Annotated in this window: 3 protein-coding genes and 1 rRNA gene; all 4 read right to left on the minus strand. The window is 46.1% G+C overall.

Annotated features, from left to right (window positions below):
- Nucleotides 1–652 (minus strand): hypothetical protein (locus HF312_21110; GenBank protein ID MCU7522721.1); only part of this gene is annotated, 652 nt, incomplete at its 3' end.
- Nucleotides 649–1,371, minus strand: coding sequence for an ABC transporter ATP-binding protein (locus HF312_21115; GenBank protein ID MCU7522722.1), 723 nt, complete (start codon nt 1,369–1,371; stop codon nt 649–651). The genes HF312_21110 and HF312_21115, both read right to left, overlap by 4 nt.
- A gap of 34 nt (nt 1,372–1,405) precedes the next feature.
- A complete protein-coding gene (locus HF312_21120; protein ID MCU7522723.1) occupies nt 1,406–1,930 on the minus strand; it encodes a hypothetical protein in 525 nt (174 codons plus the stop codon).
- Between the two features lie 311 nt (nt 1,931–2,241).
- A 23S ribosomal RNA gene (locus HF312_21125) occupies nt 2,242–5,078 on the minus strand.
- Nucleotides 5,079–5,197 lie beyond the last annotated feature (119 nt).

Here is a 5,197-nt window from a genome sequence, read left to right on the forward strand (position 1 = left end):
GGAACCACTCTAACTGCGAAGAAGAAATTGCCTTGTAAACCGATTCCAAACTATAGCCGTTTGTAAGAATTTTTTGCCCAACATAAAGCAGTAATAAAATTACAAGCCCATAAATGATTCCTTTTACTGCCGTTATCCGATTCGGTCTGCCGTTGGTAAAACTGTAAATTAACAGGGCAAGTACCTGTACAACAAAGAGCAGTACAGCCAAACCTGCCACCAGCAAGATGACGCTTGCCCAACTGATTTTAAACGTATTCACCAGCGAGGCGCCATAAAAGAGAAGAAACAGCATTACCAGCAGGGAACTTCCCATTTGTTTGACCAAACCGTACGCAAGGATCCGCTTTGGTGAAAGCGGAGATACAAATAGAAAGTTGACATCGCACATGCTAAAAAATGTAGTGCCGGATTTTAATCCGTTCAGTAAAGTGAGCACGGCAATAAACAATAATATTACGAAATAGCCTCCATGCAAAAGGCGAATATCCATTCCGCTGCTCGCCTTTGGCGAATCTATTGAGGTGCTTATGATTGATGTCGATAACATGGCAATGATAAATATATACGCAATAAGTTTAGAAGGATGATGAATCATTTCAAACAGAGAGTTTTTAATCTGCTTCTTCATAAGGAATACAATGGAACTCATTGAGCAGCCACCTCTTCCGTTTGCGGACCCTCTGTTATAGAGAAGAAGAGCTGTTCCAAATCTTCACCAGTGTTTTCAATTTCTTTGCGCGTACGGATGGCTGCAATTTTTCCGTTCATCATGATTAGGGCCTTATCCCAAAAATCGGCGACACTGTCCAGCATATGGGTACTAATCAGCACCGTGCAACCCTGCTGCTTTAATTCCACAATCATGTTTTTCAGTTCCTTAATCGCATGCGGGTCCAATCCTACCAAAGGCTCGTCAAGCAGCACAACTTTTGGGCTTGGCAGCAAAGCACAGCAAATGCTGAGTTTTTGCTGCATACCTTTTGAGAGCTCTTTGCCCAATTTTTTGCGTTTATCATCCAATTCCATGCGGACAAGCAGCTTTTCGGCTTTCTCCTCCCAGTTCTCCACTTTGTAAGCCCTTGCAATGAATTCAAGGTGTTCATAAACCGTTAAGGTTTCAAATGGTGCGGGAATTTCGGGAATATATCCAAATGACCGCTTTGCCTCGACGCTCTTATTTGGGTACCCACAAATATTAATGTTGCCGTGAAAGCGAAGCAAACCAGAAATGCATTTGATAGCAGTCGATTTTCCCGCACCGTTCGGCCCGATTAAAATTGCAATTTCACCCGGATCTACCTGAAAGTTTAGATCGTCATTTGCAAGAAGCTTTTTATATTTTTTCGTGAGATTGGAAACTGTCAGCATGATATCCTCCTAATTTTGCATTTTAACATTCCAATTAGTAATATGTATAACCGGTTGAGCTAAAGTCAGCTACATTTATTACAGAGGTAACAAACCACAATACGGCAATAATACATAAAACAATAGACACTACAAAAACAATGATTGCTGCAATAAGAAGCTTGTTTGCTCGTTTTTGCTGAATTTCAGAAAGCGGATTGCTAAATTGCTGCGAAAATGGATTTGCGATACCGCATTGCGGGCAATTCAGTTCGGCAATGCGATGTGTGAAGCCACAATTTGGGCAAATAATAAGCCTGTTGCGGTTATTATTTCGAACACAAAGGTAAATGATGCCCGGAATAAGACCAAAAATACCGGTCAAGACGGCCCACATAACCGGCTCAGTATTTCCCTTCGCCTTTGCATCATTATAAACAGCCGTAGCTAAAAGAACCTGCACCGCAATACAGAGAAGACTAAAAAATATCATAGCTCCCACAAACCAAACTATTGACGTACCGAATTCCTTGTCAAAACCAGAGCCAGAATGGATATAAGTATCAAGCGCGAATAGCATAGTGTTCAACCCCCTAAAATTTTTTATTAAAGTCATATTACCATATTTATGTAGGAATGTAAACATAAATACTGTACTATAAGTCTAATACAATAATACAATACAGTACGACAAAAGTCAATATCTGTAACTAATATATTGTCAATTTATTTTGCAAATACTTACCATATGGTATTTACAGGAACGATTATGGAGGAGTCTATAATTTTGGATAACAAAAAAGAGGTTGTCCAACTGGACAACCTCTACTAGTTACACACTGAAAACTGAATAAAGCCTAAAGCAAACGAACGAGAAAGGATTAACCAAGAAAATATGGTCAAGCCCTCGACCTATTAGTACTGCCAAGCTGAACGCGTTACCGCGCTTACACATGCAGCCTATCAACCTTGTAGTCTTCAAGGGGTCTTACTAGCTTACGCTATGGGATATCTAATCTTGGAGTCGGCTTCACGCTTAGATGCTTTCAGCGTTTATCCGATCCGCACATAGTTGCCCAGCTGTGCCATTGGCATGACAACTGGTGCGCCAGCGGTGCGTCCATCCCGGTCCTCTCGTACTAAGGACAGCTCTCCTCAAATATCCTGCGCCCACGACAGATAGGGACCGAACTGTCTCACGACGTTCTGAACCCAGCTCGCGTACCACTTTAATCGGCGAACAGCCGAACCCTTGGGACCGAATACAGCCCCAGGATGTGATGAGCCGACATCGAGGTGCCAAACCTCCCCGTCGATGTGGACTCTTGGGGGAGATCAGCCTGTTATCCCCAGGGTAGCTTTTATCCGTTGAGCGACGGCAATTCCACTCTCATACCGCCGGATCACTAACTCCAACTTTCGTTACTGCTCGGACCGTCATCCTCGCAGTTAGGCTAGCTTACGCGTTTACACTCTAAGGCACGGTTTCCGTCCGTGCTGAGCTAACCTTTGAGCGCCTCCGTTACTCTTTTGGAGGCGACCGCCCCAGTCAAACTGCCCGCCTAACAATGTCCCCCGGCCAGATTCATGGCCGCAGGTTAGAATTTCAATAACTTAAGGGCGGTATCCCAAGGGTGACTCCGCCACGGCTGGCGCCGCGGTTTCCTAGTCTCCCGCCTATCCTGTACATAAATTATCGAAACCCAATATTAAGCTGCAGTAAAGCTCCATGGGGTCTTTCCGTCTTGTCGCGGGTAACCGGCATCTTCACCGGTACTACAATTTCGCCGGGCGGGTAATTGAGACAGTGCCCAGATCGTTACACCATTCGTGCGGGTCGGAACTTACCCGACAAGGAATTTCGCTACCTTAGGACCGTTATAGTTACGGCCGCCGTTTACTGGGGCTTCAATTCAATGCTTGCACATCTCCTCTTAACCTTCCAGCACCGGGCAGGTGTCAGCTCCTATACTTCATCTTTCGATTTGGCAGAAACCTGTGTTTTTGCTAAACAGTCGCCTGGGCCTATTCTCTGCGGCCTACTTGCGTAGGCACCCCTTTTCCCTAAGTTACGGGGTCAATTTGCCGAGTTCCTTAACTACCCTTCTCCCGTTGGCCTTGGAATTCTCTTCCTATCTACCTGTGTCGGTTTGCGGTACGGGCGCCTCAGATATACATAAGACTTTTCTCGCCCTGCGCTAAGCATACTTCCCTACTAAATTTCGGTCCCTTACGCCCGGGTCAACCAACGCCCGGGTTATGCCCTTTGCAGGTGTCATCTTACTTAAATCTTTTGGCGGCTACGGAATTTCTACCGTATGTGCATCGGCTACGCCTTGCGGCCTCACCTTAGCTCCCGGCTCACTTGGAGCGGACGAACCTTCCTCCAAAAACCTTAGACTTTCGGCCAATATGATTCTCACATATTTCTCGCTACTCATTCCGGCATTCTCACTTGAATAAAGTCCACCAGCGCTTCCGCTCTGACTTCACTCCTTATTCAACGCTCTCCTACCATTCCTTACGGAATCCCAAGCTTCGGTATATAGTTTAGCCCCGTTAAATTTTCGGCGCAGGGTCACTCGACCAGTGAGCTATTACGCACTCTTTTAATGAGTGGCTGCTTCTAAGCCAACATCCTGGTTGTCTGTGCACCCCCACATCCTTTTCCACTTAACTATATTTAGGGACCTTAGCTGTGGGTCTGGGCTGTTTCCCTTTTGACAACGAAACTTATCTCACGCTGTCTGACTCCTGTACATCAATTATCCGGCATTCTTAGTTTGATAAGGTTCAGTAACCTTTCGGCCCCTATCCTATTCAGTGCTTTACCTCCGGTAATCTAATACAAGGCTAGCCCTAAAGCTATTTCGGAGAGAACCAGCTATCTCCGGGTTCGATTGGAATTTCTCCGCTACCCACACCTCATCCGCTACCATTTCAACGGGAGTCGGTTCGGTCCTCCATGGGGTTTTACCCCCACTTCAACCTGGACATGGGTAGGTCACCCGGTTTCGGGTCGAATACAACTGACTTCATACGCCCTATTCAGACTTGGTTTCCCTGCGGCTCCAGACCTTAAGTCCTTAACCTTGCCAGTCACATTCACTCGCCGGACCATTCTACAAAAGGTACCCGATCACCCATTGACGGGCTCTCGGTGCTTGTAAGCACAAGGTTTCAGGTTCTTTTTCACTCCCCTTCCGGGGTCCTTTTCACCTTTCCTTCACAGTACTATTCACTATCGGTCACTGGGTAGTATTTAGGCTTGGAGGGTGGTCCCCCCATGTTCCCACCGGGTTTCACGTGTCCGGCGGTACTCTGGATACAGCTAAGTGCTTTCCTCTTTCGCATACGTGACTTTCACACTGTCTCGTTGGCCTTCCCATGCCATTCTGCTAGATTCCAGCATCTACGTTGCTGTCCGAACCCCGAGGGTATTGCTACCCTCGGTTTGGCCTCTTCCGCGTTCGCTCGCCACTACTAGCGGAATCTCAATTGATTTCTCTTCCTCGCCCTACTTAGATGTTTCAGTTCAGGCGGTTCCCCCCGTATACCTATGAATTCAGTATACGGTGACTGGACATGACTCCAGCCGGATTGCTCCATTCGGATATCTATGGATCAATGCCCACTTACGGCTCCCCATAGCTTTTCGCAGTTAGTCGCGTCCTTCATCGGCTCCCAGTGCCAAGGCATTCCCCTTGCGCTCTTTGTAGCTTGACCATGTGTTCTTCTTGGTTCTTCTTTGAAAATTGTAGATTTTAATTGATTAAAATAACAAGTTATTTTTCTCGCTTTATCTGCTTCTACTTTATTCAGTTTTCAATGTACACCGGTCACAGAC

This window comes from Ignavibacteria bacterium, from assembly GCA_025612375.1.
Lineage (GTDB): Bacteria > Bacteroidota > Ignavibacteria > Ignavibacteriales > SURF-24 > JAAXKN01.

Bases quoted from the DNA above. Each gene is read 5' to 3' on its own strand.
- HF312_21120 (MCU7522723.1), bottom strand. From the start codon at position 1,930: ATGCTATTCGCGCTTGATACTTATATCCATTCTGGCTCTGGTTTTGAC.
- HF312_21115 (MCU7522722.1), bottom strand. From the start codon at position 1,371: ATGCTGACAGTTTCCAATCTCACGAAAAAATATAAAAAGCTTCTTGCA.